This window comes from Pseudomonas sp. UM16, assembly GCF_050312595.1.
In the GTDB taxonomy this organism is placed as follows: Bacteria; Pseudomonadota; Gammaproteobacteria; order Pseudomonadales; family Pseudomonadaceae; genus Aquipseudomonas.
Genome location: NZ_JBNPJT010000042.1, coordinates 1 through 1939, shown reverse-complemented (window position 1 = coordinate 1939; position 1939 = coordinate 1). Strand labels below are relative to the sequence as shown.

Sequence of the window (1939 nt, the reverse complement as noted above, 5' to 3'; positions counted from 1 at the left end):
CTCCAGAAAGAAATCGGGAGCGCAGCATCGGGTTTCAGTTAGTCGCTTGGAATGTGGTCTTCATGGAGCGGATACGAAGAACAGGTTGTCCAGCGTCTGCAGAAGGTAGTGGCTGCCCTCGGTGCACACCAGGTACACCTGTTCGTGCGGGTTGTAGATGCGCTCGCCCGGTTGCAGGGTGACGAACGGGATTTCCCGGCCCTGGTTGTCGGTGAGGTAGATGAAGCTGCCGCGCCGGCGCAGGCTCTGCTCCCAAGGCAACACCCAGCCACGGCCAAGCATGCTGTCGACGCTCAGGTCGCTGGCGTAGAAGCGCGACCACTCGATGGGCATCAGGCCCGGCAGGCTGAAGTCGATTTCATCAGGGATCAGTTTGCGGCCGGTGGTGAGATCGACCGGGTTGCCGACCAGGCCACCGATGGCCTTGCGCGCTACCGGTTCGACCACGTAACGACTGGCCACCTCACCGGCGACGAAGCCTGCGGTGAACTTCAAGGCGCAGGGCATGACCGCTTTCATGCCGGCCTGGGTGCCGGCCTTGATCAGCTGGGCGATGCCACCGGCCGCACCGGCAATGGCCATCAACACATCGACGGTGGTGCGCAGCCATTTGGGAATTTCATCGTCCACCGGCAGGTAACGGTAGGTGCCGCCGCCGATGATGACCCGAACCGCCAGAAATAGTGGCGCCGCAAGTCAGCTTTCAACGCTGAGTTCGGAATAAGACATAGGAGCCGCACCGTACCGGAATGGTGAGTGTTGCACTCAGATTTTGCCGCTGCCCACTCTAACAAACCTCACAACCTAGAATGCAAAACCACAACAAACCAACCAAACACAACAAAGCTAGCGAGGAAACTCACCAGACAAGTACGCCTCAAAAAGCTCAGCGACCCAGCCCTTGAAATTAGCCTTTGAGACTGCGTCAGCCACAAGACCAATATCATCAGATATATAACTTGCAATCTCAGAGTTACGAACTATCGAAAATACTTTTTTGAAGGAGAATTCCCTTAAATCCTTCACGATTTTTTCGTCAGCCATATCGCCACAGGTGAGAGCGTTTAGTTCATTGAAGCAATCCACCCAAGCCTTATCAAATTTCTCATTATCCCTTTCATCCAAAGCTTCATCCCAATCGCTCACACTGGAAATGACAGCTTCAAAGAAACCTGCTTCTTGGATTATTTTCCTCACATCGCTCAAGGTTTCAATTTTCATCTTAATCCACCCTCTCTTAGCCAGTCTTCAATTAAATCAACCGCAGCACGTGGGGTTACATTCTCACCCAGCACATGAGTACCATTTGGTGAAACAACATCTACCTTAATGTGATCCAAATCCTTGTATGCTTCACGGTATGCAGCGAAAAGCTGATCATCTGTCCCTGGGAAGTCACCCTGTCTCGGCCCAATCGGCCCCCTCTCAGCCTCATGCAAAAGCCAATGCTCATGTTCTGGGTTGTCTCCTTTAGGGAATAGTGTTGGCCGGGTCTTATCCGACCTTGACACAGCAAATGGCCGACCTTTGGATTTCCGTACGGATGGTACATGATGTCCAGACTTGCTTACCCCCATTCCTTTAGTTTCGCACCAACCCCAAGGATCAATTCGGGTGAATGGGCTTGAAACATAGCCATACAAATTCGGGCCACCAAGAACACCAATCGGATCTTGGGTGATGAACCTTCCCACCTCCGGATCGTAATACCGAAACGTGTTGTAGTGCAGTCCCGTCTCGTCATCAAAGTACTGCCCCTGAAACCTCAGGTTCTGCTCAACTTCATTGACCACCAACTGCTCTATCGTGCCCCAAGACCGATACGTCGCCTGCCAGACAATCTCCCCCTCGCTGTCGGTCAGCTCCAGCGGCGTGCCGATCTGATCGGTATGGAAGTAGTAAACCTTCTGCTCCTCCCCCTCCGCTTGATCGACACGCG

Annotated in this window: 2 protein-coding genes and 1 pseudogene; all 3 read right to left on the bottom strand. The window is 53.3% G+C overall.

The window, feature by feature from the left end; translation table 11 throughout:
• Positions 1-75 precede the first annotated feature (75 nt).
• A pseudogene (locus ACQRAX_RS25415) lies at positions 76-703 on the bottom strand (DUF6531 domain-containing protein); the annotation flags it as partial.
• Positions 704-846: 143 nt separating this feature from the next.
• Positions 847-1221 carry a hypothetical protein gene (locus tag ACQRAX_RS25410; protein ID WP_412040945.1) on the bottom strand — a complete coding sequence of 125 codons (375 nt, stop codon included), beginning with the start codon at positions 1219-1221 and terminating at the stop codon, positions 847-849.
• Positions 1218-1939: RHS repeat domain-containing protein (locus ACQRAX_RS25405; protein ID WP_427867769.1), on the bottom strand; the 722-nt coding region annotated here is incomplete at its 5' end. The genes ACQRAX_RS25405 and ACQRAX_RS25410, both read right to left, overlap by 4 nt.

Bases quoted from the DNA above. Each gene is read 5' to 3' on its own strand.
- ACQRAX_RS25410 (WP_412040945.1), bottom strand. From the start codon at position 1,221: ATGAAAATTGAAACCTTGAGCGATGTGAGGAAAATAATCCAAGAAGCA.